The 25,645-nt window shown below is 38.2% G+C and carries 32 protein-coding genes; 31 read left to right on the forward strand and 1 reads right to left on the reverse strand.

The window, feature by feature from the left end; all coding sequences use genetic code 11:
* Nucleotides 1-34 precede the first annotated feature (34 nt).
* Nucleotides 35-3,886, reverse strand: coding sequence for a hybrid sensor histidine kinase/response regulator transcription factor (locus WH188_RS24710; protein WP_168127894.1), 3,852 nt, complete (start codon nucleotides 3,884-3,886; stop codon nucleotides 35-37).
* 171 nt (nucleotides 3,887-4,057) lie between these two features.
* On the opposite strand from WH188_RS24710, the gene WH188_RS24715 reads away from it, so the two are divergent.
* From WH188_RS24715 to rpsD, 31 genes are all read left to right on the forward strand, one after another.
* The gene (locus WH188_RS24715) at nucleotides 4,058-7,330 is read left to right on the forward strand and encodes a SusC/RagA family TonB-linked outer membrane protein (protein WP_168127893.1); all 3,273 of its coding nucleotides are present in this window, start codon (nucleotides 4,058-4,060) and stop codon (nucleotides 7,328-7,330) included.
* Nucleotides 7,331-7,341: 11 nt separating this feature from the next.
* Nucleotides 7,342-9,192: a RagB/SusD family nutrient uptake outer membrane protein gene (locus WH188_RS24720; RefSeq protein ID WP_237682851.1), complete on the forward strand. Its 1,851-nt coding sequence runs from the start codon at nucleotides 7,342-7,344 to the stop codon at nucleotides 9,190-9,192.
* A 160-nt stretch (nucleotides 9,193-9,352) separates the two neighbouring features.
* On the forward strand, nucleotides 9,353-10,621 hold the full coding sequence (locus tag WH188_RS24725) for a DUF2264 domain-containing protein (protein WP_168127892.1): 1,269 nt from the start codon (nucleotides 9,353-9,355) through the stop codon (nucleotides 10,619-10,621).
* Nucleotides 10,622-10,645: 24 nt separating this feature from the next.
* Nucleotides 10,646-11,920, forward strand: coding sequence for a glycoside hydrolase family 88 protein (locus WH188_RS24730; RefSeq protein WP_132771542.1), 1,275 nt, complete (start codon nucleotides 10,646-10,648; stop codon nucleotides 11,918-11,920).
* A gap of 374 nt (nucleotides 11,921-12,294) precedes the next feature.
* A complete protein-coding gene (rplC, locus tag WH188_RS24735; protein ID WP_132843571.1) occupies nucleotides 12,295-12,912 on the forward strand; it encodes a 50S ribosomal protein L3 in 618 nt (205 codons plus the stop codon).
* A gap of 3 nt (nucleotides 12,913-12,915) precedes the next feature.
* On the forward strand, nucleotides 12,916-13,545 hold the full coding sequence (rplD, locus tag WH188_RS24740) for a 50S ribosomal protein L4 (RefSeq protein WP_021189656.1): 630 nt from the start codon (nucleotides 12,916-12,918) through the stop codon (nucleotides 13,543-13,545).
* A 1-nt stretch (nucleotide 13,546) separates the two neighbouring features.
* Nucleotides 13,547-13,837, forward strand: coding sequence for a 50S ribosomal protein L23 (gene rplW, locus WH188_RS24745; protein ID WP_021189655.1), 291 nt, complete (start codon nucleotides 13,547-13,549; stop codon nucleotides 13,835-13,837).
* A 6-nt stretch (nucleotides 13,838-13,843) separates the two neighbouring features.
* On the forward strand, nucleotides 13,844-14,671 hold the full coding sequence (gene rplB, locus WH188_RS24750) for a 50S ribosomal protein L2 (RefSeq protein ID WP_021189654.1): 828 nt from the start codon (nucleotides 13,844-13,846) through the stop codon (nucleotides 14,669-14,671).
* On the forward strand, nucleotides 14,671-14,937 hold the full coding sequence (gene rpsS / locus WH188_RS24755; RefSeq protein ID WP_021189653.1) for a 30S ribosomal protein S19: 267 nt from the start codon (nucleotides 14,671-14,673) through the stop codon (nucleotides 14,935-14,937). The genes rplB and rpsS overlap by 1 nt, the downstream gene beginning before the upstream one ends.
* A gap of 6 nt (nucleotides 14,938-14,943) precedes the next feature.
* Entirely contained in the window at nucleotides 14,944-15,378 is a 435-nt protein-coding gene (gene rplV / locus WH188_RS24760) for a 50S ribosomal protein L22 (RefSeq protein WP_021189652.1), read from the forward strand.
* Nucleotides 15,379-15,389: 11 nt separating this feature from the next.
* On the forward strand, nucleotides 15,390-16,181 hold the full coding sequence (rpsC, locus tag WH188_RS24765; protein WP_021189651.1) for a 30S ribosomal protein S3: 792 nt from the start codon (nucleotides 15,390-15,392) through the stop codon (nucleotides 16,179-16,181).
* Nucleotides 16,182-16,238: 57 nt separating this feature from the next.
* The gene (rplP, locus tag WH188_RS24770) at nucleotides 16,239-16,661 is read left to right on the forward strand and encodes a 50S ribosomal protein L16 (RefSeq protein WP_021189650.1); all 423 of its coding nucleotides are present in this window, start codon (nucleotides 16,239-16,241) and stop codon (nucleotides 16,659-16,661) included.
* A gap of 92 nt (nucleotides 16,662-16,753) precedes the next feature.
* Complete coding sequence (gene rpmC / locus WH188_RS24775; RefSeq protein ID WP_021189649.1) at nucleotides 16,754-16,972, forward strand: 50S ribosomal protein L29; 219 nt, start codon at nucleotides 16,754-16,756, stop codon at nucleotides 16,970-16,972.
* Between the two features lie 12 nt (nucleotides 16,973-16,984).
* A complete protein-coding gene (rpsQ, locus tag WH188_RS24780) occupies nucleotides 16,985-17,239 on the forward strand; it encodes a 30S ribosomal protein S17 (RefSeq protein WP_021189648.1) in 255 nt (84 codons plus the stop codon).
* Nucleotide 17,240: 1 nt separating this feature from the next.
* The gene (rplN, locus tag WH188_RS24785) at nucleotides 17,241-17,609 is read left to right on the forward strand and encodes a 50S ribosomal protein L14 (protein ID WP_021189647.1); all 369 of its coding nucleotides are present in this window, start codon (nucleotides 17,241-17,243) and stop codon (nucleotides 17,607-17,609) included.
* A gap of 2 nt (nucleotides 17,610-17,611) precedes the next feature.
* Entirely contained in the window at nucleotides 17,612-17,959 is a 348-nt protein-coding gene (rplX, locus tag WH188_RS24790; RefSeq protein WP_132771540.1) for a 50S ribosomal protein L24, read from the forward strand.
* On the forward strand, nucleotides 17,959-18,528 hold the full coding sequence (gene rplE / locus WH188_RS24795) for a 50S ribosomal protein L5 (protein WP_132771539.1): 570 nt from the start codon (nucleotides 17,959-17,961) through the stop codon (nucleotides 18,526-18,528). The genes rplX and rplE overlap by 1 nt, the downstream gene beginning before the upstream one ends.
* Entirely contained in the window at nucleotides 18,521-18,790 is a 270-nt protein-coding gene (gene rpsN, locus WH188_RS24800) for a 30S ribosomal protein S14 (protein WP_021190937.1), read from the forward strand. The genes rplE and rpsN overlap by 8 nt, the downstream gene beginning before the upstream one ends.
* 137 nt (nucleotides 18,791-18,927) lie before the next feature.
* Nucleotides 18,928-19,326: a 30S ribosomal protein S8 gene (gene rpsH / locus WH188_RS24805; RefSeq protein WP_132771538.1), complete on the forward strand. Its 399-nt coding sequence runs from the start codon at nucleotides 18,928-18,930 to the stop codon at nucleotides 19,324-19,326.
* A 20-nt stretch (nucleotides 19,327-19,346) separates the two neighbouring features.
* Nucleotides 19,347-19,901 carry a 50S ribosomal protein L6 gene (gene rplF, locus WH188_RS24810; RefSeq protein WP_021190939.1) on the forward strand — a complete coding sequence of 185 codons (555 nt, stop codon included), beginning with the start codon at nucleotides 19,347-19,349 and terminating at the stop codon, nucleotides 19,899-19,901.
* A 5-nt stretch (nucleotides 19,902-19,906) separates the two neighbouring features.
* Nucleotides 19,907-20,260, forward strand: coding sequence for a 50S ribosomal protein L18 (gene rplR / locus WH188_RS24815; RefSeq protein WP_021190940.1), 354 nt, complete (start codon nucleotides 19,907-19,909; stop codon nucleotides 20,258-20,260).
* An 11-nt stretch (nucleotides 20,261-20,271) separates the two neighbouring features.
* On the forward strand, nucleotides 20,272-20,790 hold the full coding sequence (rpsE, locus tag WH188_RS24820) for a 30S ribosomal protein S5 (protein WP_132771537.1): 519 nt from the start codon (nucleotides 20,272-20,274) through the stop codon (nucleotides 20,788-20,790).
* A 5-nt stretch (nucleotides 20,791-20,795) separates the two neighbouring features.
* The gene (gene rpmD / locus WH188_RS24825) at nucleotides 20,796-20,975 is read left to right on the forward strand and encodes a 50S ribosomal protein L30 (RefSeq protein WP_021190941.1); all 180 of its coding nucleotides are present in this window, start codon (nucleotides 20,796-20,798) and stop codon (nucleotides 20,973-20,975) included.
* 114 nt (nucleotides 20,976-21,089) lie between these two features.
* On the forward strand, nucleotides 21,090-21,536 hold the full coding sequence (gene rplO / locus WH188_RS24830; protein WP_132771536.1) for a 50S ribosomal protein L15: 447 nt from the start codon (nucleotides 21,090-21,092) through the stop codon (nucleotides 21,534-21,536).
* A gap of 3 nt (nucleotides 21,537-21,539) precedes the next feature.
* Nucleotides 21,540-22,877: a preprotein translocase subunit SecY gene (gene secY / locus WH188_RS24835; RefSeq protein ID WP_038695510.1), complete on the forward strand. Its 1,338-nt coding sequence runs from the start codon at nucleotides 21,540-21,542 to the stop codon at nucleotides 22,875-22,877.
* Between the two features lie 9 nt (nucleotides 22,878-22,886).
* Nucleotides 22,887-23,669: a type I methionyl aminopeptidase gene (map, locus tag WH188_RS24840; RefSeq protein WP_132771535.1), complete on the forward strand. Its 783-nt coding sequence runs from the start codon at nucleotides 22,887-22,889 to the stop codon at nucleotides 23,667-23,669.
* Nucleotides 23,670-23,743: 74 nt separating this feature from the next.
* Entirely contained in the window at nucleotides 23,744-23,962 is a 219-nt protein-coding gene (gene infA / locus WH188_RS24845) for a translation initiation factor IF-1 (RefSeq protein WP_002997456.1), read from the forward strand.
* 45 nt (nucleotides 23,963-24,007) lie between these two features.
* Entirely contained in the window at nucleotides 24,008-24,124 is a 117-nt protein-coding gene (rpmJ, locus tag WH188_RS24850; protein WP_038702005.1) for a 50S ribosomal protein L36, read from the forward strand.
* A gap of 27 nt (nucleotides 24,125-24,151) precedes the next feature.
* Complete coding sequence (gene rpsM / locus WH188_RS24855; protein ID WP_132771534.1) at nucleotides 24,152-24,529, forward strand: 30S ribosomal protein S13; 378 nt, start codon at nucleotides 24,152-24,154, stop codon at nucleotides 24,527-24,529.
* A 10-nt stretch (nucleotides 24,530-24,539) separates the two neighbouring features.
* Nucleotides 24,540-24,929, forward strand: coding sequence for a 30S ribosomal protein S11 (rpsK, locus tag WH188_RS24860; protein WP_021190946.1), 390 nt, complete (start codon nucleotides 24,540-24,542; stop codon nucleotides 24,927-24,929).
* A 58-nt stretch (nucleotides 24,930-24,987) separates the two neighbouring features.
* The gene (rpsD, locus tag WH188_RS24865) at nucleotides 24,988-25,596 is read left to right on the forward strand and encodes a 30S ribosomal protein S4 (RefSeq protein ID WP_021190947.1); all 609 of its coding nucleotides are present in this window, start codon (nucleotides 24,988-24,990) and stop codon (nucleotides 25,594-25,596) included.
* The last annotated feature ends 49 nt before the right edge of the window (nucleotides 25,597-25,645 follow it).

The raw sequence follows: 25,645 nt of genomic DNA on the forward strand, positions 1-25,645 counted from the left end.
AATCTTTTTTCAAATATTTAATCCCTTTTGTGTTTTAATTATCTTCGTAGGAGTCTGCTATTTGCTGTGATGGATTATACCCAAATTGTTTCTTAAATTCCCTGCTAAAGTACTTTCTTTCAGAAAATCCGACTGCATAGGCTACCTCACTGACATTCATCGAAGATTTTAGCAACTCCTTCGCTCTGTTAAGCCGGTACATCTTCACATAATTATTGATAGAAAGGTTGGATATCGCCCGGAGCTTTCGATAAATAATAGGTGTGCTCATACCCATCTTTCGGGAGATAAAATTAACATCAAAGTCATCCGACTGCATATTATCTTCGATCAGTTGATCTAATGTAGCAATAAATTTAGCATCCAGTTCATTGTCGAAATCTGTTTTTTTGACCTGAAATTCCTTGCTCTTTTTATGACTGATTGCTATGAGATTCTGCACAGATAGAAACAACAGCCTATTGTCAAAAGGTTTTGTTAGATAGATGTTTGCTCCATATTGTAGGGCCTGTGTCTGTGATTCACTGTCTGTCACTGCAGTCAACAGGATAACAGGAATATGACTGGTTGCGATATTTGTTTTTACTGCCCGGCATAACTGGGTTCCATTCATATAAGGCATCATCAGATCAGATAAGATCAAGTCAGGAATATACTCTTGCGCTTTCGATAAGGCATCTTCTCCATTGACAGCCGTGATGACGGTATAGCTATCCTGAAACAAATGAACTATGGTATCCAAAAGCTCTCTATTGTCTTCGACAATGAGAATGGTCCGTTGCAAAGATCTGCCTAATAATGTCGGAGTTGTTGAATTTGATTCATCTATAATGGTCATCAGGGAGTCTTTAGGAGCGGACATGCTGACTTTTGATAGCTTCGGTAAACGTAGGTTGAAAACCGTCCATTCTCCTTTTTCATCTTTCATGGTAAAGCAACGGATCTCTCCTTGATGCTGTAGGACAATCTGCTTGGTTAAGGCTAGTCCGATGCCAGTACCTATACTGTCATTTGCTTGTTCCTCCCGATAATATTCTTCAAAAATCTTGAATTGATTGTCCGTTGCGATGCCAATCCCGTTGTCAACGATGTTGATAATGATGTTGTCTTCGCTCTCAAGGAGCTCAAGATAAACTGTGCCATTCTCGGGTGTATACTTAATGGCGTTTGACAATAGATTGAACATGACCTTGTCAAATTGAATAGCGTCTATGGATTGTAACCCTACGGCATCCAATTGTCGGATATAATAATTGATATGTTTATTCTGGGCAAGATCATTGAGGAGATAGAATGTGTCTTCAATATATTCCCTGAAGGGGATATCGCTCTGTTTCAAGATGAAGTGCTTGTCATCAAATTTTTTGAAATCAAGTAGTTCGTTAACTACCCCCAATAATTTAGCTGTATTCTTTTTAATCCGTTTTATCTTAGATTGGGTAGTCGATAAGTTGGCTGTTTCGGTAATGATTTCATCCAGAGGTGACATGATCAGGGTGAGCGGAGTCCGGATCTCATGCGAAATTTGTGTGAAGAATTTGATTTTCTTTTCCTGTTCTCTTTCGGAATTGATCAGCATCTCGCGTTCCACAACAAATTTAATGACAAAGTGTACCCCGAGTGTAAATAGTCCGGCGTATAAGAGGTAGGCCCACCATGTTCTCCAGAGCGGAGGTTTTATAACAATGTGTATTTGTAGTGGGGTACTGCTCCAGATGCCATCATTATTGCTGGCATATACACTGAGTGTATGCTGTCCTTCGGGAATATTGGTATATCTGACACTTGGTGTATTGGTTTCTATCCAACCTTTATCAAAACCTTCGAGCTTATACCGATATCTATTTTTCTGTGGTTTGATAAAATTGGAACTCGAAAAATTGACCGTTATAAAATTCTCGTCATAAAGTAATTGCAACGTATAGTTATTGGGTTGATCACCTTGCTGGATGCGACCATAGTTTAAGGGTGTATCTTGAAGGAATATATTTCTAAAAAGCACATTCGGTTTTTTCTGATTGAAAGTGATTTTTCGGGTGTCGATCGAAACTAAACCATTCAATGTAGTCACGAATAAAAATCCGGCTTCGCTGCTATAGACCTTAGCCCCTTGCATATTCTTAACAGGGAGACCATCATACTGATTAAGGACAGTATGATACTTTGTGCTTGGATCGAAGAAAATCAGTCCATTTTTGCTGCTGATCCAGAAATGTTTGTCGATCATGACGGGCCAACCTAGGGTGTTATTGGGAAAATGGGCTTTAAGGGTCACATTATCCTTAACATCGAAATGATATAAATCCCCTTTCGAGGTAAGCCAGATATTGCCATCGGGCGCGACATAAAATCCATTGATGTACAGTGAGTCAATTTGCTTTATGGATCGGACAGTAGCGCTAAAAGTCTTTTTTCGAAATAGCTTTCCTGATTGCAGGAAATAAATCTGTTGTTTATCATCTGCCTGTATCTCATCTATTGTGTTTGCTGCTAGTGAGGAATCAAACTGTAGTGGTTTTTCCTGTTCCGCAATGTAAAGTCCCTTATTTGTGCCTAGATAGATTCGTTGTGCTGGATCCACGTAAATGCTATAAATATTGTTTTTGAGGTTTAAGAGATCCTTTTCGAGGAGATAATTTTTGGTGTTGCCCGATTTTAGGTCAATGATGGAGTAGCCTCCACCATATTGTGCGGCATATAATTTTTCATCCCGGACATAGAGGTCTTTTATCAGGTTTGATCGGGTAAATTGGGGTTGTGGACTAGTATTCCCCGTAATTTTATCAATTTTATTGATTCCTTCTTCTTCAGTGCCTATCCAAGCAGCATTCTTGGAAACGGCAAAACTACCCACGATATCACTATTCAACTGTTGACTTAATAGCGAACGTGTAGAGTAGGTTTGTATAGGGATAAAATCAGGATAAACTGCGTTGATACCCCCAAAATATGTTCCTAACCAGACTACTTTTTGATTATCGACAAAGATATCATAAATCGAGTTCTGGCTGAGGGAGTTTTTGATGGATGTATTATGTTTGTAATTTGTGAAAACAGGGGATCCATTGAAAACGGAAAGACCTTTCAATGTGCCAATTAATAGTTCTCCATTTGTGTTTTTAATGATTTTACGAACATTATTGCTTAAGAGATTACTATTTCCTTCCGTTAGATTTTTCCAATTTTGACTGGAAAAATTAAACAGAAATAGACCATGTAGTTTTGTCCCTACCCAAAGCGTGTTATCTTTCACATACATCGTACTAAAGATTCGTTCCTTTAGTGGTAACTGTGGTAAGCCCAGGTTGCGGGTTTCAGATAGCCGCTTGTTTTTATAGGTAAATGATTCGATACCGTTAGCGCTAGCTATTGTATAGGAGTCTGCTCCTGTTTGAACAATAGTTTGTGTATGAGGACGGTCTAAAATTAATTTAAAATCATAAGAGCCTGAGGCGGGAATAGCTATATATAGACCCCTATTTGTACATAAGAAAATATGGGAGGATAGAATTTGTATGTCTGAGATAAGGACTTTCTCGATAAAGGGCTTTCCTCTTTTTAGGAGAGGCTTTCGTTTGTCTATATTGAAAATAAATACCTGAGTAGAGGTAGCTATAAAAAGATCATTATTGTCGTTTATACAAATCTTGTTGATATAATCTAATTTGTTGAATACGCTATCCTGAACTCGAAGGTTTATAATATTCTGTGAGTCATAAATAAACAGATTTGGACCTCCTCCAAACCAAAGTTTTCCATTTTTATCTTGAGCGATACTCAATACCGCCTGTTTATCTAATACATTGTCCTGTGTTAGTGTTTCAAAACTGAAATTCTGGGCCAAACAAGACATAAATGGGCAAAGTAGCCATGCGATAATGATCATGTTTTGGATCTGTTTTACAAGGAAATTCATAGATGAATAGAGGTTATACCATCAAATTTAAGATTTTACCCCTTAATATTTATAAAAATCACCCTAATAAATGACCGCACTTAATCAATTTTGAGCTTGTTAAATAACCAATTTTTAATTATAAAACCAATTTCCTAAAGTATGGCTAAGTTTTACGCAATAGGATTGTCCGCGATGACACTATTTTCTGTAGGTACAGTTCACGCCCAGCAGAAAGTAAATGTAACGGGACAAATCAAAGACAGTCAAGGAACACCATTATCAGGTGTAACAATTCGTGAGAAGGGGGGGACGCTCGCTACTTCCACAAATGGATCGGGAACATATTCCTTATCTGTGAACCCTAACGCAACGCTAGTAATTTCTTATGTAGGATACCAAAATCAAGAGATTGTACTAAATGGCCGCAATGCCATTAATGTAACGTTGGAAAGTGCCAGCTCGGCGATTGATGAGGTTGTTGTTGTGGGGTATGGTAAGCAAAAGAAAGAAAAATTGCTTGGATCAGTGAGTACCGTTGATACAAAACAGATTGAAAACAGACCCGTCACAAACGTTTCAACGGCGCTTAGCGGTGTAGCAGCAGGGGTACAAGTCAAACAAAGCACGGGTAGACCGGGAGCTGACGGCGCTACAATCCGGGTTCGTGGTATAGGGACACTCAATAATTCGGATGCCTTAGTTGTTATCGATGGTATACCTGGTTCAATGGATGCGGTGAATCCCAATGATATTGAAAGCATCTCAGTATTAAAGGATGCATCATCGGCCTCTATCTATGGAACGCGTGCCGGTAATGGTGTTATTCTGATTACAACAAAAAAGGGAAAGGCAAATCAAAAAACACAACTTAACTACTCCGGTATCTTGTCCCGAACCAAACCGATGGGAACTCCTGAGTTTGTGTCAGATTATGTGCGTCACATGGAGCTTATGAATGAGGGGACATTTAATTTGGGAAAACCTGCAAAATTTGCTGAATCTACACTTGATCTTTGGCGAAAAGCCAATGCCGATCCCAATGGTGTACTAGCTGCATCTGGCCTACCTAATTATATCGCTTACCCAAATACCGATTGGACAGATTGGATTTATAATTCGAGCTGGATTCAAAGCCATAATATTTCAGCAACGGGAGGTTCTGAATCGACCAATTATATGCTTTCGGGTCGGATCTTTGATAATCCCGGTATTATGAAAAATACGGGCGCAAAGAAATACGAACTGAGGACAAACCTAAGTACTAAAATCGGAGATCGCTTGACAATTGGAACCAATATGTTTGCATCAACTGAAGACCGGAAAAAGGCGAATGTTGACAATTTGTATAACTTCTTGCGACAATCTACTCCAGGGGTTTATCCGATGTATGATGGTCGATTTGGTGGAGCTGTGGCCGCCGAAGAATCCACCCAATTGAACAATTTGATGCAATATCTCTATGAACCGCAGGGGATGGATAAAGTGTCGAATTTTAACTCGACTATTTTCGCAAATGTAAAGATCATTAATGGATTGACATTCGAAACCAAATTTAATTACCAAACGCGATTCCGTGAACAAACAGGCAGCTCAATCCCAGTTGATAAATATAGCTTTGAGACGAATAAAATCGTCTTTCCCAAAGGCGTTGCCGCCACGCAAGTACTATCGCAGGGGTACGAAAACCTTCGTACACTCACTTTCGATAACGTCCTTCGTTATGAAACCAGCATCGGTAAACATAATATCGGAGCACTATTGGGGCATAATGAATTCAAGACAAAATGGTATAATTTCTCGGCTTCAAAAAGGGGGGGCATAGATCCAACGATTTCCAACATCGGTACGGCGAATGAAATGAATGCTATTGATGGCAACGAATACGAAACAAGTATGCGCTCCTTTTTTGGCCGTGTAAATTATGACTTTGACAGCAAATATCTTGTCGAATTTAGTTTACGAAGAGATGCATCTTCCAAATTTGGAAAGGATCTTCAAGCGGGCTATTTCCCATCCGTGGGTTTGGGGTGGTTGCTTTCAAGAGAGTCTTTTATGAAAGGTCTTGAACCATATGTCCAAAATGTAAAGCTTCGTGGGTCTTGGGGTAAATTGGGGAATGATATGAATAATAGCGATCCGGCTAGAGAAAATTATTTACCTGCATTTGCTTTCTACGGCAATGCAGGATACTCCTTTGGTGGATCACAAGTCGGTGGTTTGGAGTTGAGCAAATTTGGGAATAGATTATTGGCCTGGGAAGAGAGTGAAAATAGAGAAGTGGGATTGGAGTTTGCGACTTTTCGAAATAAAGCCTATGTCGAGTTGAATTATTACAACAAATTAACATCAGGCATATTGGTACCGGAGCAATTGCCACTGACCACAGGCACTACGGGTGCGCCGATTGTTAATTCGGCTGCGATGCGTAACAGTGGTATTGAACTTAATTTGACGTGGAAAGACAAGATCGGAGAATTCAGCTATAATATCGGAGGTAACTTTGCTTACAATAAAAACCAAGTAACAAAGCTCAAAGGTCAGTTAGTCAGAGGCTGGAATGACGTCAATGGTACAAATGTTTACAGCACAAATATCGGACAGGTTTCAAATGCGGTAGGTACCAATCAGCGGAATCTCGAAGGGCACATGTTTCAGGAATATTTTTTGAGACAGCGTTACAAAGGTGATGGTAGCTATTATGCTAATGGCGGGGCTGTAAATCCTAATGGCGGACCTCGGGATGGTATGATCCGCACGGAAGCTGATTACAAATGGGTGCAGGATATGCAAACAGCGGGATACAGCTTCTCACCTGTAAATAAACTGGGGGTTGAACAATTGTATTATGGCGATTTTTTGTATGCTGATCTCAACGGAGATAAGGTCTATGGAAATGAGAATGATCAAGATTTTACAGGGACATCTAACATTCCCAAATATATTTATGGTATCAATTTAGGATTTTCTTACAAAGGTTTTGATCTACAGATGCTCTGGTCAGGGGAAGGAAAATTACAATATTATTGGAACGATGAAGGTTATAGTAACAACATTGTCCGTGATGGTAACGGTATTTCTAAACGAGTTGCAGATGACCATTATTTTTATGATCCAGCTAATCCTAGCGATTCGCGAACCAATATAAGTGGATCTTATGCGCGTCTTAAATACAATGGAGAGACAATTAACAATGTTGCCAATAATTTCTACCTCTATGATGCAGATTTTATAAAACTGAGAAATTTGCAGATAGGCTACACCTTTAACAGTAAACTTACTGAAAGATTACATGTGCGCAATTTACGGGTATATTTCTCTGGTGAGAATTTGCTGATGTTTACGAAATTCCCTGGTGCAGATCCTGAAATTGGAGCTGGAGCAAAATATCCTACAATGAAGCAATATGCTTTTGGGTTGAATTTTGGATTTTAATACGAAGATACATGAAGAAGATACTAAATATCGAAAAACAAAGATTGTCTGCATACTGTAAACAATATAATAAATATATGTGGCGTATATCTGCGCTTGCAATTTTACTGGGAACTATGGGGTCTTGTAAAAAAGATCTATTGGATATTAGTTCGAATACCCAAGTTCCAGAGGATAAAATGTGGACAACGGACAACTATACTGATCTTGGTGTAAACGGTGTGTATCAAGCATTACGTTTTGGATATGCAACTGGTGGCACAAATAATCGGGAGCTCTATCAGTATGACCGTTTATCCAACACGTTGATTCCAAGAGGTGGAGATCCTCTATTAAATGCCTCCACGAATACTTCAAATTCACTTTTTGCGGATGTTTGGAGAGAACTATATGAGAGTGTTCACCGCGCGAATGATGCTATCTATGGATTAACAAATATTTCGCCATCGGCCCCTGAGAAGAAAGCGCGTTTGCTTGCGGAGGTTAAATTCCTAAGAGCATTCTATTATTATCGGTTGAATCAGTTGTATAGAGGGGTGCCATTATATGATACACCGATTAACTACAATGAAGCAACCAAACCCAGAAATACAGAAAAGGAAGTTTGGGATTTTATCTTGAAAGATCTGACGGAATCTATCGCTGAGACGAATTTACCAGCAAAGTTGCCCGCAGGAAGTAAAGATTTTGGTCGTATTACGAGATCAGCAGCATACGCACTACGAGGTAAAGTTTATATGTATCTACAAGATTGGGATAAAGCAATCGCAGATTTTCAGTCAGTTAAAGATGCCGGACACCAGTTGTTCCCAGATTATAAGACATTATTTACTGTCGCCAATGAAAAGTCAGATGAGATGATTTTCTCAATTCAGAATATCGCTTTGGACAACTTTGGATCGACAACACAATTCAGTTTCGGAAGCCGCTCCGCTTTTGGCTCCAATTGGAATACCTACATGGTCAGTCCGGATTTTGTAGATTTATACGAGAACAAAGATGGTAGCAAATTTAGTTGGGATGACGTAATCCCTGGTTATAATGCGATGGCACCTGACAAAAGAGAGATATACTTTATCCGTAATAATGTACAACAGGTAGCTGAAGCAAATAAAAAGCCGTCGAAATACACTGACCTTATTGACCCGAAACGAGGATTGGATTTTAAACTTTATTTGCCTAATGGCAATGAGGAAAGATTAAAAAAGGCCTACGACAATCGTGATCCACGCTTAAGTGCAAATGTTATTCTCCCTTATTCAACTTTTGTTGGGACAAATCTCGGAGCTGATCAGACATTTACATCGAGATGGCCACATATTGAAGAATTTAATAATGTGTTTGATCTGCGCACTGACGATCAACCGAGATTTTTTTATATCCCGCGTAAATTTGTGTACGAAGGTGGAAAACCATCTATTCCGAGTCGTGTAGCTGGTGATATAGATTATCCAGTGATCCGTTATGCAGATGTGCTGTTATTGTGGGCAGAGGCACTTAATGAAAAAGGACAGGAAGCAGCAGCGGTGGCCAAAGTAAATGAAGTACGAACGCGGGCCGGGGTAGGACTTTTAAATAGTTCGGCTGTTACCACGGTTAAAGATAAAGCAGATCTTACTAGTCGTATCCGTAATGAACGTAGAAGAGAGCTGTTTGGGGAAGGGGTTATTTACTTTGACGAATTGCGGTGGAAATCCCTCAAAGATCAAGTTTTTAGCGGTAATGCGGGGAACAAACAACCATGGGGCGGAATCGTAGATAGGTATACCTATTTGGGAGACCAACTACTGGTATGGCCTATCCCAGAGTTAGAAAGGCAACGAAATCCTAGTCTAACACAGAATACAGGCTGGAATAATTAATGGAAATAAATTCATTCTGTAAAGAAACTGTTATCAATCGCTTGTGTAATCGTTTGCTAGAGCGATTGATTCTTTTTAGTTTGTTTTTCTATATTAAAATAAAGATTTTTAGTGTTTTATGTGAGCTTGTTGAGCATACATTATTTATAAACCATTATCGATGAAGAGAAGATCTGTATTAAAATTGTTAGGCGGTGCTGGCGTTGGTGCATTGACGGCATCGTTGCCAATAGGGGCGAAGGCAAGTGTTTTATCTGATGAAGGCATAAGTTATGCAGGGAATGACCGTGCTTATTGGGTTTCAATACTAAGCAAGATGGCTACACCTATATTGGATAATATCAGTAAACAGCAATGGCGCAAAAAGATGCCGATGGAGGTAAGTCCTACTTTTGACAGTAGAGATCCGGGCGTTGGATACCTCGAGGCTTTCGGTCGACTGCTGGCAGGTATGGCCCCTTGGCTGGCTTTACCTGATGACAGCTCCGAAGAAGGAAAGCTACGTGAAAAATTACGTGATCAGGCCTTATTGGGGATTCAATATGGTGTAGATCCTCAATCCCCGGATTATTTTACATGGCGAGGTCCTTCATCGCAAACACTGGTAGATGCAGCACATCTCGCCCTTGCGTTTCTAAGGGCACCCAAGGTACTGTGGGAACCATTGGATCAGGTAACAAAGAAAAGGGTTGTCGAAGAATTTAAACTACTACGTAAAATTAAACCTAATGAAAGTAATTGGTTGCTTTTTGCGGCCATGACTGAGACGTTTTTACATTATACCGGTGAGGAGTGCGCACGAGAAAAAATAGATTATGCTGTAAATAAATTTGATACAGAATGGTATGTGGGCGATGGGTGGTATAGTGATGGTGCTCACTTTAGTTTCGATCATTACAATGGTTACGTTATTCACAATATGCAGGTTGAAGCACTGCGCCATAATATAAACGTAGATAAGAAATACAAAGAAATGTTTGATCGTGCTTATAAAAGGATGCAACGATATGCACATCACTTGGAACGCATGATTTCCCCAGAAGGTTATTATATGGTAGTTGGTCGCTCTTCAACATATAAGAATGCTGCTTTTCAACCCTTGGCTGCAGTGGCTCTTGAAAATAGGCTGCCAGAGGATATTTCTATGGGTCAGGTGCGAGCTGCCTTAACTGCAATACTGAGACATATTTATATTGATAAGACTTTTTCACCTTCTGGATGGCTTAGTATGGGAGTAGTTGGTGACCAGCAGCAGAATTTGGCAGATTACTATACGAATGCTGGCTCTATGTATGTAGCTTCTTTATCCTTCCTTCCTCTCGGATTGCCGGCTAATGATGAATTTTGGACTTGTAGTCCAGAAAAATGGACTTCGCAAAAGTGCTGGAATGCGGAACAGTTTCCGAAAGATTATTATGTAAATTATTAAAAACTCAAAAAAATAACGTTTTAAATGAACATTCGAAATTATTTAATCCTATTTGGAATAGTAGGATTTGCTCTTCAAGGGGTTTCGTGCCAGACTAAAAGAGGGCTTGCCAAGAATAAGTTAAACCTTGATTCAGCTTTTGTGAATGAAAATCTGGAAGATGCAAAAAAACAAATTAGTTACCTCGCTGCTTCTGTTAAAGAAGCCGATATTCCTACGACTTTCCAAAATGGTAAATATGTGAATTGGGGGTCTAGTTGGTGGTGTTCTGGTTTTTATCCAGGTACTGTATTGTATCTTTACGAATATTCGAATGATACGAAATTGTTAGATGAGGCTAAACGAAAGTTGAAATATTTAGAAAAAGAAAAGAATAATAAAGGTACGCATGACCTGGGTTTTATGCTTTACTGCAGTTTTGGAAATGCATTAAGATTGACAAATGATTCTAGTGCTTATAAGAATGTGCTGAGTACAGGTGCTGCTTCTTTGGCTACACGTTATAAGGATGCGACAAAAACTATTCGATCATGGGATGGTGGTAAGAATTGGGATGGGCAATCTTGGACTTATCCGGTTATTATAGATAATATGATGAATTTAGAGTTTTTAATTGAGGTATCCAAGATGACAGGTAATTCAAGTTATGCTGACATCGCAATTAAACATGCGGATGCAACAATGATCAATCATTATAGAAAAGACTATAGTTCTTATCATGTTGTTGATTATAACAGTAAGGATGGAAGTATAATCTCGAAGAAGACTGCGCAAGGGGCTTTTGATGAATCAGCTTGGTCTAGAGGCCAAGCCTGGGGTTTGTATGGATATACCATGATGTTTAGAGAAACTAAGGATCAAAAATATCTACGACAGGCACGAAATATTGCAAATTTTTATTTGAATCATCCAAATTTGCCCCAAGATTTAATTCCGTACTGGGACATGGATCAAAATAAATTAAGTGCTTCAAGTAAATATTACAAACAGAAAGATCTGCGTGATGTATCAACTGCTGCTGTAATGGCTTCTGCTTTATTGGAACTTGCTCAATATACTGATGGGGCTGAAAGTCAATTATATATTGTCAAAGCAGAACAAATGTTGCGGTCATTATCTTCTAAACCTTATAAGGCGGAGTATAAGGAAGCTGGTGGTTATATACTGAAACATAGTGTGGGATCTATTCCACATGAGACAGAAGTTGACGTTCCCTTGACTTATGCGGACTATTATTATGTAGAAGCTTTAGTCCGATATAAAAGACTGTTGGATGGGCAGTCTGTCATTAAAATGTAGATTATTGTTAATTTAAAAAGGCACATGAACTATCCGCAGCTTATATGCTCTGGATAGTTTTTTTGAGTTTTTTATGTTTGTATTGGTTGTATAATATCTTATTATTTCCCATTAAGCTCTGATAATTTATCTTCTTATTATATATTATTGAATTAGGATGCTCACTTACTGTTCTTGTTATTTCTCAATTTATTTTAATATCTCGATTAGTTAGTTTTTTAAATATTCGATCTAGACAAAAAAATAAAAAAATAATGTGCTAATAATTTGGTAGTTAGAAATTTCTTCGTACTTTTGCAATCCCTTATTGGGGGAAATACGTCTTGAGCGAAGCCCTACTGCTTCGATGGACTTTTAATTAATTAATTTACAACATGTCAGGTATTATTGGAAAAAAAGTAGGAATGACAAGCCTGTTTGATGCAGAGGGAAAAAACATTCCGTGTACTGTTATTCAAGCTGGTCCGTGCGTGGTTACGCAGATACGTACGGAAGAGAAAGATGGCTACGCTGCTGTTCAACTTGGCTTCGATGAAGCTAAAGAAAAGAACACAACGAATTCTTTAAAAGGGCACTTTGCGAAAGCAAATACAACGCCTAAGCGTAAGCTGGTAGAGTTTAAAACTTTCCCAGATGCAAAACAACTTGGTGACGTAGTTGACGTTACACTATTTGAAGAAGGGGAGTATGTTGACGTAGTCGGTACTTCTAAAGGTAAAGGTTTTCAAGGTGTAATGAAACGTCATGGATTTGGTGGTGTAGGTGGTGCGACTCACGGTCAGCACAACAGATTACGTGCTCCAGGTTCAATTGGTGCGGCTTCTTGGCCTTCACGTGTATTTAAAGGTATGCGTATGGCAGGTCGTATGGGTGGTGACAGAATTAAAGTTCAAAACTTACAAGTTTTGAAAGTTTATGCTGATCAAAACCTAATCGTTGTTAGTGGTTCCATCCCAGGAGCTAAAGGTTCTTATGTAGTTGTAGACAAATAGGAAATGGAAGTTAAAGTTTTAAATTTATCAGGTAAAGAAACAGGTGCCAAGGTGCAACTTCCTGAGTCGGTATTTGGGTTAGAGCCTAACGATCATGCGATCTATTTGGACGTGAAACAATACTTAGCGAATCAACGCCAAGGAACTCACAAATCTAAACAACGTAATGAAATCGCGGGTTCAACTCGTAAATTACACAAACAAAAAGGTACTGGTGGTGCTCGTGCGGGTTCTATCAAATCTCCATTGTTTAATGGTGGTGGTCGTGTATTCGGTCCTCAACCACGTGATTACAGTTTCAAATTGAATAAAAAATTGAAACAAGTAGCACGTAAATCAGCGTTAAGCTACAAAGCAATTGATAACAATGTTGTAGTATTGGATGAAGTTAAATTTGACTCAATCAAAACTAAAAATTATGTTGCTTTTGTAAATGCTTTGAATGTAGCAGATGAGAAAACTTTATTGGTTTTATCAGCGCAAGATAATAACGTTTATTTATCAAGCAGAAACTTGAAAAAAGTAAAAGTAACAACTGTAGATCAATTAAATACATATGATGTATTAAATGCGGCTAAGTTATTATTTACTACAGGTTCGCTTAAAACTTTGGAGGAGGCATTAGCTAAGTAATATGGACATTATTAAAAAACCTATCTTAACTGAGAAAGCTTCATTTTTAACGGAAAAATTAAACCGTTATGCTTTCAAAGTAGATCACAGAGCTAACAAAATTCAGATCAAAACAGCTATTGAGGCTATGTTTGGTGTTACTGTTCTTGCGGTTAATACTGCAGTAGTAGCAGGTAAAGCAAAAAGCCGTTACACAAAAGCAGGTTTCGTATCTGGTAGAGCTCCTAAGTATAAAAAAGCTGTCATTACAATTAAAGATGGCGAAACTATTGACTTTTACAGTACTATATAATTAGAGATGGCAGTTAAAAGATTCAAACCGGTAACCCCTGGTACTCGTTTCAGAGTAGGCGCTGACTATTCTGACGTAACAACTAATGTTCCTGAAAAATCATTAGTAGTTGGAAGCAACAAAAGATCGGGCGGTCGTAATAAATCCGGTAAAATGACTATGCGTTACATCGGTGGGGGACACAAGAAAGTATACCGATTAATAGATTTCAAACGCGATAAAAAAGATATCCCTGCAACAGTAGCTACAATTGAGTACGATCCAAACCGTACAGCACGTATTGCATTATTGCATTATGCTGATGGTGAGAAACGTTACATCATCGCTCCAGCTGGTTTAAAAGTTGGAATGACTGTAGTAGCAGGTGAAAAAGTTGCCCCAGAAGTAGGTAATACTATTCCATTAGCAAATATTCCATTGGGTTCTATCATCCATAACATTGAGTTGAACCCTGGTCAAGGTGGTTCAATCGCTCGTTCGGCTGGTACTTATGCGCAATTATCTGCTCGTGATGGTAAATACGCTATTATTAAATTACCTTCAAGTGAAACACGTATGATCTTATTGACTTGCGTGGCTACAATCGGTTCGGTATCTAATCACGATAGAAGAATTGAAGTGTTAGGTAAGGCTGGTCGTAACCGTTGGTTAGGACGTCGTCCAAGAGTTCGTGGTGTAGCTATGAACCCTGTCGATCACCCTATGGGTGGTGGTGAGGGTCGTACCTCAGGAGGTCAGCCTCGTTCACGCACAGGTGTTTTAGCTAAAGGCTTCAAAACACGCGACAAGAAGAAAACATCGAATCGTTACATCATTGAGAGAAGGAAAAAATAATGGCTCGTTCAATTAAAAAAGGTCCTTATATCGATCACAACTTAGAAGGAAAAGTTCTTTCTATGAATGAAACTAACAAAAAGTCAGTTATCAAAACATGGTCTCGCAGATCAATGATTTCTCCTGATTTTGTTGGTCATACCTTTGCAGTGCACAACGGGAATAAATTTATCCCTGTTTATGTAACGGAAAACATGGTAGGTCACAAATTAGGCGAATTCGCTCCTACGCGTACATTCAGAGGCCACGCAGAAAAGAAAAAATAATAGGTAATGGAAGCAACAAAAAAACTTAAAAAGTCTGTTTTAATAAAACAGCGCAAAGAGCAAGAGAAAGCTCAAATAGGAGGAGCTTCTACTGCCAAATTATTAAATTGCCCTACTTCACCTCGTAAGATGCGTTTAGTAGTGGACTTAATTCGTGGCGAGAAAGTAGAGAATGCTTTATATATTTTGAAGCATACAAGCAAGGAAGCAGCAATCCGTGTAGAGAAATTATTATTATCTGCAATTAAAAACTGGGAAGCTAAAAACGAAGGTAAATCAGTTGAAGATAGTCAATTATACGTTAAAGAAGTATCAGTAGCAGGTGGTCGTCAATTGAAAAGATTACGTCCAGCTCCTCAAGGTCGCGGTTACAGAATTCGTAAACGTTCGAACCATGTTACTTTGATCGTTGACAGTAAATCTAACGTTGAACAAAACTAATTTATTGAGAAATGGGACAAAAAGCAAATCCAATAGGTAGCAGATTAGGAATCATCAGAGGTTGGGATTCTAATTGGTTCGGAGGAAAAAACTATGCCGATAAATTAGTAGAAGACGAAAAGATTAGAAAATATCTTTCTGTTCGTATAGCAAAAGGTGGTGTAGCAAAAGTTGTTATTGAAAGAACTTTAAAACGTATCACAGTAACTATTCATACAGCAAGACCTGGTATCGTTATCGGTAAAGGTGGTCAGGAAGTTGATAAGATTAAAGAAGAGTTAAAGAAAATCACTAAGAAAGATGTTCAAATTAACATTTTCGAGATCAAACGTCCTGAGTTAGATGCAAAATTAGTAGCTGAAGGTATCGCTAAGCAATTAGAGGCTCGTATTTCATTCCGTCGTGCAATGAAAACTACAATAGCTTCGACAATGCGTATGGGTGCTGAAGGTATCAAAGTAATGTGTTCTGGTCGTTTAGGTGGTGCTGAAATGGCACGTTCTGAGCAGTACAAAGAAGGAAGAACTCCTTTACACACATTACGTGCTGATATCGACTATGCATTAGCTGAAGCATTAACTACTTACGGTAAAATCGGTATCAAAGTTTGGATCTGTAAAGGTGAGGTTTACGGTAAACGTGACTTATCTCCAAACATTGGTCAAGCTTCTGGTGTGAAAACGCGTGGTGGAAACGAAGGTGGTGCTGATCGCCGTGACAACCGTAAAGGTGGTCGTGGTGGTGACCGTCGTGGTGGAAACAATAATCGTGGTGGAAACAACCGTGGTGCAAAAAGAGATTAATTAATAATAAGATTTTAATATATCCCGTCTCTGGCGGGATTAAAATAGATAACGAACATGTTACAGCCAAAAAGAACAAAGTTCAGAAAGATGCAGAAAGGACGTATGAAAGGTAACGCTTCTCGTGGAGCAGAGTTAGCTTTCGGTTCATTCGGTATCAAATCATTGGAGGAAGCATGGATCACAAGCCGTCAAATCGAGGCAGCTCGTATTGCAGTGACACGTTACATGAAACGTGAAGGTCAAGTTTGGATCCGTATCTTCCCTGATAAACCTGTTACTAAAAAACCTGCAGAGGTACGTATGGGTAAAGGTAAGGGAGCTCCAGAATACTGGGTTGCCGTAGTCCGCCCAGGCCGTATGTTATTTGAAGCAGAAGGAGTATCTTTAGAAATTGCTAAAGAAGCTTTACGCCTTGCTGCTCAGAAACTTCCGGTTCAAACTAAGTTTGTTATACGTAGAGATTACGTAGAAGCATAAATCGTTGGTAATATCATTTTTTTAGCCTTAGGACCGTTACTCCTAAGGCTATATATAAACTAATGATAACCCAATATAACAACTGAAATAAAATGAAAAATTCAGAAATTTTAGAATTATCAACAGAGGATCTAGCTGCTCGTTTAGTACAAGAGAAAGCTGCCCTTAGCAAATTGAAATTTGCACATGCTGTTTCTGCAATTGAGAACCCTAATGTAATCAAAACGGCTCGTAGAGAAATCGCTCGTCTTAGTACAGAGTTGACTGCTCGTAAAGCTGCTGCTAAAAAAGAAACAGCCTCTGAGGCATAAATTAAAGTCGAAATGGAAAGACAATTAAGAAAAACAAGAATCGGCTTAGTAGTTAGCAATAAAATGGAGAAATCTATCGTAGTAAAGGTTGAGCGTAAAGTGAAACACCCTATCTATGGTAAATTCGTTAAAAAAACTACTAAATTTACTGCTCATGACGAAACTAATACCTGTGGTATCGGCGATACGGTATTAATTATGGAAACTCGTCCGCTGAGTAAGACTAAGAATTGGAGATTAGTAGAAATATTAGAAAGAGCTAAATAACATGGTACAACAGGAATCAAGACTAAATGTTGCTGATAACAGCGGAGCTAAAGAAGTTTTAGTAATCCGTGTGTTAGGTGGCACAGGTAAGCGTTATGCTTCGATAGGTGATAAAATTGTTGTTACCATCAAAAGCGCTTTACCTTCAGGAAACGTAAAAAAAGGTACTGTTTCTAAAGCTGTAGTTGTTAGAACTAAAAAAGAAATTCGTCGTAAAGATGGTTCTTATATTCGTTTTGATGACAATGCTGCAGTATTATTAAATAATAATGATGAACCACGTGGTACACGTATCTTTGGCCCAGTTGCTAGAGAATTACGTGAGAAACAGTTCATGAAAATTGTATCACTAGCACCGGAGGTTTTATAATTATGGCATACAAAAAAACAACAACAACTACACACAAAATCAAGATCAAAAAAGGTGATTTAGTGAAAGTTATCGCTGGTAACTCTAAAGGTGTTCAAGGAAAAGTATTGCAAGTTTTAGTGGATGCTAATAGAGCTGTTGTAGAAGGCGCTAATATCATCAAAAAACACACTAAACCAAGTGCGGCTAATCCTAATGGTGGTATTATTGAAAAAGAAGCAGCTATCCATATTTCTAACTTAGCTTTCATTGATCCTAAAACAGGAGCTCCTACACGTGTAGGTCGTAAAGTTAACGAAGATGGTAAAATTGTTCGTGTAGCAAAAAAATCAGGGGAGGAAATTAAATAATGACTTACGTACCAAGATTAAAAGTGAAATATGCGGAGGAAATCCGTACTGCACTTAAAGAAAAATTCCAGTATAAAAGTGTTATGCAGGTTCCTAAGCTTGAGAAAATCGTTGTTTCACAAGGTGTAGGTGCTGCTACTTCAGATAAGAAATTAATTGATAATGCTCTTTCAGAGTTAACATTAATTACTGGTCAACAAGCTGTTGCAACTAAATCGAAAAAAGATATCTCAAACTTTAAATTACGTAAAGGTATGCCTGTTGGTGCACGTGTTACTTTGCGTGATAACAACATGTATGAGTTCTTAGATCGTTTAATCGCTGTATCACTTCCACGTATTCGTGACTTCCGTGGTATCAATGATAAAGGTTTCGACGGTAGAGGTAACTACAACTTAGGTATTACTGAGCAAATCATTTTCCCTGAGATCAACATTGATAAAATCAACAAAATTCAAGGTATGGACATCACTTTCGTGACTAGCGCAGGAAACGATGTTGAGGCTTTAGAATTGTTGAAACAATTCGGTTTACCATTTAAAAATCAAAATACTAATAACAATGGCTAAGGAAGGATTAAAAGCTCGCGAAGTAAAACGCGCTAAATTAGTAGCTAAATTTGCTGACAAACGTGCTGCGTTAAAAGCTGCTGGTGATTATGCTGCATTAGATAAATTACCTAAGAATGCTTCTCCAGTTCGTTTACACAACCGTTGTAAATTAACAGGACGTCCTAAAGGATATATGCGTCAATTCGGTATCTCTCGTGTTACATTCCGTGAGATGGCGTTAGACGGTAAGATCCCGGGGGTTAAAAAAGCTTCTTGGTAATATCAAAAAAATAAGTAATTTTGCCCCAGCAAATCTTATATAAGATTTGCTAGGGTTTTTTACGTTAAAATTTATTAATCGATAAAAGGTCTGTCCCAAAGGTTGGGAAGGAAACCGTTGTCACAATTTTATATATAATGAATACAGATCCAATAGCGGATTACCTTACACGAGTAAGGAATGCCATTAAGGCCAACCACAGGGTTGTTGAAATTCCTGCATCGAACCTTAAAAAAGAAATTACTAAAGTTCTTTTTGATAAAGGTTACATTGCTAATTACAAATTTGAAGAGACTGGAGTTCAAGGCACAATTAAAATTGCTTTGAAATACAATCCTATTAGCAAGATCTCGGCTATTCGTACGTTGACACGTGTGAGTAAACCTGGTTTAAGAAAGTATGCAAGTGTTGAGACTATGCCTCGTGTTTTGAATGGTTTGGGTATCGCTGTTTTGTCAACTTCTAAAGGAGTTATGACAGACAAAGAAGCTCGCTTACAAAATGTTGGTGGTGAAGTTTTATGTTACGTTTATTAATCTAGGAAAATCACAAAGAAATGTCAAGAATTGGAAAAGCGCCTATCGCTATACCTGCTGGTGTAACGGTGACTGTATCTGACAAGAATTTAGTTACGGTAAAGGGCCCTAAAGGTGAATTAACACAACAAGTTGATCGTGACATTACAGTTGCTCAAGAAGATGGTAACATCGTTGTAACTCGTGCTACAGATCAAAAAAGACACAAAGCATTACACGGATTATACCGCTCTCTATTGAGCAACATGGTTGTCGGTGTAACTGAAGGATACAAAACTACTCAAGAATTAGTCGGTGTAGGTTACCGTGCAGCATGTACTGGTAATGTATTAGAGTTAACTTTAGGTTTCTCTCACCAGATTGTATTTATGTTGCCAAAGGAAATTACAGCAACAACTACTGCAGATAAAGGTAAAAATCCTACTATCACTTTGGAATCTATCGACAAACAATTAATCGGTCAAATTGCAGCGAAAATCCGCGGTTTCCGTAAACCAGAGCCATACAAAGGTAAAGGTATTAAGTTTGTAGGTGAAGTATTAAGAAGAAAAGCAGGTAAATCAGCTAAAAAATAATAACCATGGCAGGACATAAAGCATCTCGTAGAGAGAGAATCAAAAAAGGAATCAGAAAACACCTGGCTGGATCAACAGAGCGTCCACGCTTGTCAGTTTTTAGAAGTAATAAAGGTATCTACGCTCAGATTATTGATGATGTTGCAGGAAAGACATTAGTGTCAGCTTCTAGCACTTCAAAAGATTTTGCTGCTTCAGGCAACAAAGTTGAGCAGTCAAAAGCAGTAGGTAAATTGGTTGCAGAAAAAGCAGTTGCAGCTGGAATTAGTAAAGTAGTTTTTGACCGTAATGGGTACTTATACCATGGCCGTATCAAATCTTTGGCTGAAGGTGCTCGCGAAGGCGGTTTAGACTTTTAATCATAGAAGAAATGGCATTAAGCAATATAAAAAGAGTAAAATCAAGCGAGATTGAATTAAAAGATCGCTTAGTAAGTATCCAACGTGTAGCTAAAGTTACTAAAGGTGGTCGTACTTTCAGTTTCTCTGCAATCGTGGTTGTAGGTGATGAAAACGGCATCGTTGGTTTCGGTTTAGGTAAAGCGAAAGAGGTTACTGAAGCAATTACGAAAGGAATTGATGACGCTAAGAAAAACTTAGTTAAAGTTCCTATTATCAAAGGTACTGTTCCTCACGCTCAATATGGTAAATATTCAGGTGGTTCAGTTTTGATTAAACCAGCAATCGCAGGTACAGGAGTTTTAGCAGGTGGTGCAATGCGTGCCGTATTAGAATCTGCAGGTATTAAAGACGTATTAGCAAAGTCATTAGGTTCATCTAACCCACACAACGTGGTAAAGGCAACTATTGACGCTTTAGCTAATATGCGTGATGCGTACACAGTAGCACAGCACCGCGGTGTCGATTTAAACAAAGTATTTAACGGTTAATTATCATGGCAAAAATTAAAATCACCCAGATAAAGAGCGTTATCGACAGAAGCGAGCGCCAAAAGAAAACTATTGAGGCATTAGGGTTGAAAAGAATCAATCACTCAGTAGAAGTTGAAGCTACACCTGCTATCATTGGTATGGTGAGAAAAGTGAATCACTTAGTAGCTATCAGCACTATTTAATATTAGCATATGGAAAGGGCTTTAGGGTCTTTTCCATTACTTGCTATCAATCAATTTTTTAATAGTTAGGACCTGTTTAGTGAAAGCGAAGGCCTAACACAATTTAGTTTTAAAATGAACTTAAGTAATTTAAGACCTGCAAAAGGTTCCGTAAAAAATCGTAAACGTATTGGTCGTGGTACAGGTTCTGGTCGCGGTGGTACTTCTACACGTGGTCACAAAGGAGCAGGTTCTCGTTCAGGTCATAGTACAAAGATCGGTTTTGAAGGTGGTCAAATGCCTTTGCAACGTCGTGTGCCTAAATTTGGTTTCAAAAACTTAAACCGCGTAGAGTATAATGGTGTAAACTTAGATGCTTTGCAAGAATTAGTTGAGAAGCATAATTTGACTATTGTAACTTTGGAAGAATTAGTTGCTCATGGATTAGTAGCTAAGAAAGATAAAGTTAAGATCTTGGGTCGTGGTGAGTTGAAAGCAAAAGTTGAAGTTACAGCACATGCGTTCTCGGCTTCTGCTCAAGCAGCTATTGAAGCAGCAGGCGGTTCTATTGTTAAACTTTAATAAATGAAGAAACTAATCACAACCTTAACCAATATTTGGAAAATAGACGATTTACGTACACGTATTTTGAATACGTTGCTATTTCTTCTGATTTACCGTATTGGATGTCATATTGTATTACCTGGAGTTAATCCTCAAGCTTTGGCTTCCGGTCAAAAAGAAGGATTACTTGGGTTGCTAGATATGTTTGCAGGGGGGTCATTCTCTCGCTCAGCTATCTTTGCATTGGGTGTAATGCCTTATATCTCGGCATCCATTGTTGTTCAGTTATTGGGCATCGCGGTTCCTTATTTCCAAAAAATGCAGAAAGAGGGTGAAAGTGGTCGTACTAAAATGAATCAAATTACGCGCTATCTAACGTTAGCGATTACTTTGCTTCAAGCGTTTGCGTATGTTAGAACTCAAATTGAGCCTGCTGCGAAAACATTAGCAGATCCTATGTTCACTATTCTTACTGCAATAGTTTTGACAGCGGGTACTTTGTTTGTAATGTGGCTAGGAGAAAAGATTACTGATAAAGGTATTGGTAATGGTATTTCCTTGATCATTATGACTGGTATTATCGCACAATTGCCAAGTGGTATTACTGCGGAGTGGGTATCACGTATGAGTAAAGGTGGTGGTGGACCAATTCCATTATTATTGGAGTTTTTAGCTTTGTTCTTTGTCGTTGTATTTACAATTTTAATTGTACAAGGAGTTCGTAAGATTCCTGTTCAATATGCAAAGAAGATTGTTGGAAACAAACAAGTGGGTGGAGTAAGACAGTATATACCATTAAAGGTTAATGCTGCTGGTGTAATGCCAATCATTTTCGCGCAAGCGATTATGTTTGTGCCAATGAGTTTGGGTCAATTTTTCCCTAATCTTCAGTCTGATTTCTTAACATCGTTGAGTAACTATACATCTGTTGCTTATAATGTAACTTTTGCTGTTTTGATTATAGCATTTACATTTTTCTATACAGCAATTATGGTTAATCCTCAGCAGATGTCTGATGATATGAAGAAAAATGGTGGATTTGTTCCAGGTATCAAACCAGGTCTAGAAACAAGTAACTTTATTGATCGTGTGATTTCAAATATCACATTCCCGGGAGCAATTTTCCTTGCGATTATTGCTATATTACCTGCTATTGCAAGTTTATTCGGTATTAATAATCAATTTGCGCATTTCTACGGAGGTACGTCCTTATTGATTTTGGTAGGTGTTGTGTTGGATACTTTGCAACAAATTGAAAGCCACTTATTGATGCGTCACTATGACGGATTAATGAAAACTGGACGTATAAAAGGAAGAACTCCTGCGTCAGTTGAGGGTGTAGATCAGTCGGCAATTTAAATTCTTTAGATGTCTAAAGTATATTATAAATCAGAGGAAGAAATAGAGCAAGTGCGTTTGTCTGCAAATGTACTTTCGCAATTGCTTGGTGAAGTTGCTAAGGTTATTAAACCTGGCATCACCACCTTATCTCTTGATAAGTTAGCTTACGAGTTTATCCATGATAATGGTGGTACGCCTGCGTTCCTTAATTATCATGGATTTCCATACTCACTTTGTATTTCTGTTAACGATCAGATCGTTCATGGATTTCCAAGTGATTATATAATCAAAGATGGAGATCTTGTTTCTGTTGACGGTGGCGTAAATCTAAACGGTTTTATTAGTGATTCAGCCTACACTTTTGGTGTGGGTAATGTTACTGAAGAAGCGCAGCTGTTACTTGATGTAACAAAAGAATCTATGTACAAAGGCATAGAGCAAGCTGTAGCTGGAAAACGTGTTGGAGATATCGGTGCAGCTATACAGGAACATGTTTCTAAATATGGTTTTGGTATTGTACGAGAATTAGTTGGACATGGTGTCGGTTTTCATTTACATGAAAAACCTGAGGTGCCAAACTACGGTAAACGTGGTGCTGGTGCTAAGCTAGAGTCTGGTTTAGTTATTTGTATTGAACCAATGATCAACGCAGGAAAGGCAGGCGTGAAGTTTTGGGATGACGGATGGACAGTAAGTACTGTTGATGGTAAACTGTCGGCGCACTTCGAGCAAATGGTCGCTATTCGAAAAGGTGAACCCGATGTGCTGTTGACATTTGAACATGTAGAGAAAGTTTTAGGTGAAAAATAGTTGATTTTCAATTATTTTATATATCTTTGCACTCCTGTTTGCAGGCTATTTAACAAAATAATAATCAAGAATATATGGCTAAACAAGCCTCAATTGAACAAGATGGAATAATTAGAGAGGCACTTTCTAATGCTATGTTTAGGGTGGAATTGGAAAATGGGCATGAAATCATTGCTCATATTTCTGGTAAAATGCGTATGCACTATATCAAAATTTTGCCTGGGGATAAAGTTAAATTAGAAATGTCTCCTTATGATTTGACTAAAGGACGTATCACATACCGTTATAAATAACGGATTGGTAGTCTGATAGTGCAAGCTTTTGAAAATATTAAAATCATGAAAGTAAGAGCATCAATAAAAAAACGTAGCGCTGATTGTAAGATCATTCGTCGCAAAGGAAAAGTTTTTGTAATCAACAAAAAGAACCCTAAGTACAAACAACGTCAGGGTTAATTATTTAAAAATAATCGCTAAACATATATGGCAAGGATAGCAGGTATTGACTTACCTAAAAACAAAAGGGGTGTTATCGGCCTTACCTACATTTTTGGTATCGGTCGTACAACAGCAGAGCTTATCTTAGATAAGGCGGAAATCAGTCATGACATTAAAGTTCAAGATTGGAATGATGATCAGTTAGCAGCAATTCGTACTTTGATTTCTGATGAGATTAAAGTGGAAGGTGCTTTACGTTCTGAAATTCAATTAAACATTAAACGTTTAATGGATATCGGTTGTTACCGTGGATTACGTCACCGTAAGCATTTACCAGTTCGTGGTCAACGCACTAAAAACAACTCTCGTACTCGTAAGGGTAAACGTAAGACAGTTGCAAACAAGAAAAAGGCTACTAAATAAAAATTAAGAAATGGCTAAAACTAAAAAAGCTGCAAAAAAACGTATTGTTGTTATTGAGCCTGTTGGTCAAGCACACATCAATGCTACGTTTAATAATATCATTGTAACTTTGACTAATAATCAAGGTCAAACTATTTCTTGGTCAAGTGCTGGGAAAATGGGTTTTAGAGGGTCTAAAAAGAATACACCGTACGCGGCAGGACAAGCAGCAAATGACTGTGGAAAAGTTGCATACGATTTAGGTCTACGCAAAGTAGAAGTATTCGTAAAAGGACCTGGTGCTGGACGTGAGTCGGCTATCAGAACATTACAAACTGTTGGAATCGATGTGACTACTATCAAAGATATCACACCACTTCCTCACAACGGTTGTCGTCCTCCAAAACGTAGAAGAGTTTAATTAGGTTAAAGATAAGATTCATTAGCTAAAGGCTAATAGATACTTTAAGAGAAAAAAAATGGCTAGATATACAGGACCTAAGTCCAAAATTGCCCGTAAATTTAGAGAGCCGATTTTCGGCCCAGATAAAGCGTTAGAAAAAAAGAATTATCCTCCTGGACAACATGGAGCATCTAAACGCAGAGGTAAACAATCTGAATACGCTATTCAGTTGTTAGAAAAGCAAAAAGCAAAATACACTTACGGGGTGTTAGAGCGTCAATTCGCTAATTTGTTTGTTAAAGCTGCCTCAAAACAAGGTATTACAGGGGAGATCTTCTTGAAATTATTAGAAGCTCGTTTAGATAACACGGTGTACCGTTTAGGTATTGCCCCTACTCGTTCTGCTGCACGTCAGTTAGTATCGCACAAACACATTACTGTTAACGGAGAATTAGTTAACATTCCATCATATAGCTTACGTCCAGGTGATGTAATCGCTGTTCGTGAGCGTTCTCAAACTCTTGAAACAATCACTGATTCAGTTGCTGGTAGAATTATCAACAAATACTCATGGTTGGAGTGGAATGCAAAAGAACTTACAGGTACTTTTTTAAGTTTCCCTGAGAGATCTGACATTCCTGAGAATATCAAAGAGAACTTAATCGTAGAGTTATACTCTAAATAATAAATAAAGTAGCAATATGCATAGTCCATTATGGATTATGCATATTCTA

It is taken from the genome of Sphingobacterium sp. MYb388, from assembly GCF_037479535.1.
GTDB classification, from domain to species: domain Bacteria; phylum Bacteroidota; class Bacteroidia; order Sphingobacteriales; family Sphingobacteriaceae; genus Sphingobacterium; species Sphingobacterium anhuiense.

Excerpts from the sequence above, each read along its gene's own strand:
- rpsQ (WP_021189648.1), top strand. The coding sequence starts at position 16,985 with ATGGAAAGACAATTAAGAAAAACAAGAATCGGCTTAGTAGTTAGCAAT.
- rplB (WP_021189654.1), top strand. The coding sequence starts at position 13,844 with ATGGCAGTTAAAAGATTCAAACCGGTAACCCCTGGTACTCGTTTCAGA.
- WH188_RS24725 (WP_168127892.1), top strand. The coding sequence starts at position 9,353 with ATGAAGAGAAGATCTGTATTAAAATTGTTAGGCGGTGCTGGCGTTGGT.
- rplN (WP_021189647.1), top strand. The coding sequence starts at position 17,241 with ATGGTACAACAGGAATCAAGACTAAATGTTGCTGATAACAGCGGAGCT.
- infA (WP_002997456.1), top strand. The coding sequence starts at position 23,744 with ATGGCTAAACAAGCCTCAATTGAACAAGATGGAATAATTAGAGAGGCA.
- rpsD (WP_021190947.1), top strand. The coding sequence starts at position 24,988 with ATGGCTAGATATACAGGACCTAAGTCCAAAATTGCCCGTAAATTTAGA.
- rpmC (WP_021189649.1), top strand. The coding sequence starts at position 16,754 with ATGAAAAATTCAGAAATTTTAGAATTATCAACAGAGGATCTAGCTGCT.
- rpsC (WP_021189651.1), top strand. The coding sequence starts at position 15,390 with ATGGGACAAAAAGCAAATCCAATAGGTAGCAGATTAGGAATCATCAGA.
- rplX (WP_132771540.1), top strand. The coding sequence starts at position 17,612 with ATGGCATACAAAAAAACAACAACAACTACACACAAAATCAAGATCAAA.
- rplD (WP_021189656.1), top strand. The coding sequence starts at position 12,916 with ATGGAAGTTAAAGTTTTAAATTTATCAGGTAAAGAAACAGGTGCCAAG.
- rpmD (WP_021190941.1), top strand. The coding sequence starts at position 20,796 with ATGGCAAAAATTAAAATCACCCAGATAAAGAGCGTTATCGACAGAAGC.
- rplF (WP_021190939.1), top strand. The coding sequence starts at position 19,347 with ATGTCAAGAATTGGAAAAGCGCCTATCGCTATACCTGCTGGTGTAACG.
- rpsN (WP_021190937.1), top strand. The coding sequence starts at position 18,521 with ATGGCTAAGGAAGGATTAAAAGCTCGCGAAGTAAAACGCGCTAAATTA.
- WH188_RS24720 (WP_237682851.1), top strand. The coding sequence starts at position 7,342 with ATGAAGAAGATACTAAATATCGAAAAACAAAGATTGTCTGCATACTGT.
- secY (WP_038695510.1), top strand. The coding sequence starts at position 21,540 with ATGAAGAAACTAATCACAACCTTAACCAATATTTGGAAAATAGACGAT.
- rplE (WP_132771539.1), top strand. The coding sequence starts at position 17,959 with ATGACTTACGTACCAAGATTAAAAGTGAAATATGCGGAGGAAATCCGT.
- rplP (WP_021189650.1), top strand. The coding sequence starts at position 16,239 with ATGTTACAGCCAAAAAGAACAAAGTTCAGAAAGATGCAGAAAGGACGT.
- rplO (WP_132771536.1), top strand. The coding sequence starts at position 21,090 with ATGAACTTAAGTAATTTAAGACCTGCAAAAGGTTCCGTAAAAAATCGT.
- WH188_RS24730 (WP_132771542.1), top strand. The coding sequence starts at position 10,646 with ATGAACATTCGAAATTATTTAATCCTATTTGGAATAGTAGGATTTGCT.
- WH188_RS24715 (WP_168127893.1), top strand. The coding sequence starts at position 4,058 with ATGGCTAAGTTTTACGCAATAGGATTGTCCGCGATGACACTATTTTCT.
- rpmJ (WP_038702005.1), top strand. The coding sequence starts at position 24,008 with ATGAAAGTAAGAGCATCAATAAAAAAACGTAGCGCTGATTGTAAGATC.
- rplV (WP_021189652.1), top strand. The coding sequence starts at position 14,944 with ATGGAAGCAACAAAAAAACTTAAAAAGTCTGTTTTAATAAAACAGCGC.
- WH188_RS24710 (WP_168127894.1), bottom strand. The coding sequence starts at position 3,886 with ATGATCATTATCGCATGGCTACTTTGCCCATTTATGTCTTGTTTGGCC.
- rpsH (WP_132771538.1), top strand. The coding sequence starts at position 18,928 with ATGAATACAGATCCAATAGCGGATTACCTTACACGAGTAAGGAATGCC.
- map (WP_132771535.1), top strand. The coding sequence starts at position 22,887 with ATGTCTAAAGTATATTATAAATCAGAGGAAGAAATAGAGCAAGTGCGT.
- rpsK (WP_021190946.1), top strand. The coding sequence starts at position 24,540 with ATGGCTAAAACTAAAAAAGCTGCAAAAAAACGTATTGTTGTTATTGAG.
- rplC (WP_132843571.1), top strand. The coding sequence starts at position 12,295 with ATGTCAGGTATTATTGGAAAAAAAGTAGGAATGACAAGCCTGTTTGAT.
- rplR (WP_021190940.1), top strand. The coding sequence starts at position 19,907 with ATGGCAGGACATAAAGCATCTCGTAGAGAGAGAATCAAAAAAGGAATC.
- rpsM (WP_132771534.1), top strand. The coding sequence starts at position 24,152 with ATGGCAAGGATAGCAGGTATTGACTTACCTAAAAACAAAAGGGGTGTT.
- rplW (WP_021189655.1), top strand. The coding sequence starts at position 13,547 with ATGGACATTATTAAAAAACCTATCTTAACTGAGAAAGCTTCATTTTTA.
- rpsE (WP_132771537.1), top strand. The coding sequence starts at position 20,272 with ATGGCATTAAGCAATATAAAAAGAGTAAAATCAAGCGAGATTGAATTA.
- rpsS (WP_021189653.1), top strand. The coding sequence starts at position 14,671 with ATGGCTCGTTCAATTAAAAAAGGTCCTTATATCGATCACAACTTAGAA.